The organism is Shewanella algicola (assembly GCF_014648035.1).
GTDB lineage: Bacteria > Pseudomonadota > Gammaproteobacteria > Enterobacterales > Shewanellaceae > Shewanella > Shewanella algicola.
This window is the reverse complement of record NZ_BMQI01000165.1, coordinates 1-699: the sequence shown is the minus strand read 5'-3', so window position 1 is coordinate 699 and position 699 is coordinate 1. Positions and strand designations below refer to the sequence as shown.

1 pseudogene is annotated in these 699 nt (G+C 43.8%); it reads right to left on the bottom strand.

Features of this window, described 5'->3' with window-relative positions:
* Positions 1–699: pseudogene (locus tag IEY42_RS22240) on the bottom strand (DDE-type integrase/transposase/recombinase); the annotation flags it as partial.

Here is a 699-nt window from a genome sequence, read left to right as displayed (position 1 = left end):
AAGTAACTTTGCAGCATAGTCACCTGATTCACTATCATGAACTTCCCAACCCACAATTTTACGACTGAAAATGTCGATTATCATGTAAAGGTAGAAAAACCGTCCAATCACTGTTGAAGGACAGTAGCTGATATCCCAGGTCCACACTTGATTTGGTCCTGTCGCTGTGTATCCCCTAGGCTTAGCTCGGCTACCTTTAGGTTTTTCTTTTCCTCTATGAGTGAGTTGGTTGTTGGCCTTCAGCACACGATAAAAGCTTGATTCAGATGCGATATATTGCCCATTATCTGCCAGCATTGGTACTATCTGGCTTGGCCCTAAATTAGCATATTCTTCTTGATTACTGATAGCTAATATGGCTTGCTGTTCTTCCTCTGTTAGCTTATTTGGGGGCTGGGGTCTATCCGCTATAGGCCTTTTATCACCGATGATTTCACCGCCTTCTTGCCAGCGCTGTAACGTCCGTATAGACAAACCAATTTCTTCACAGGCTTTCTCTTTTCTTGCGCCTGAGGTAACGGCATTATCAATCAAGGATGTGTAATGCAGCCTATCTGAGAGTGAGGTTAACTGTCCTCGTCTTCCCCCCAGTAGGCATTTAACTTTTTTCTTAACACCAATAATGCCGCGGTTTCAGCTAGGGCTGCATCCTTACGTTTTAACTCTTTTTCTAGCTCTTTAATTCGCTTACGGTCGGCT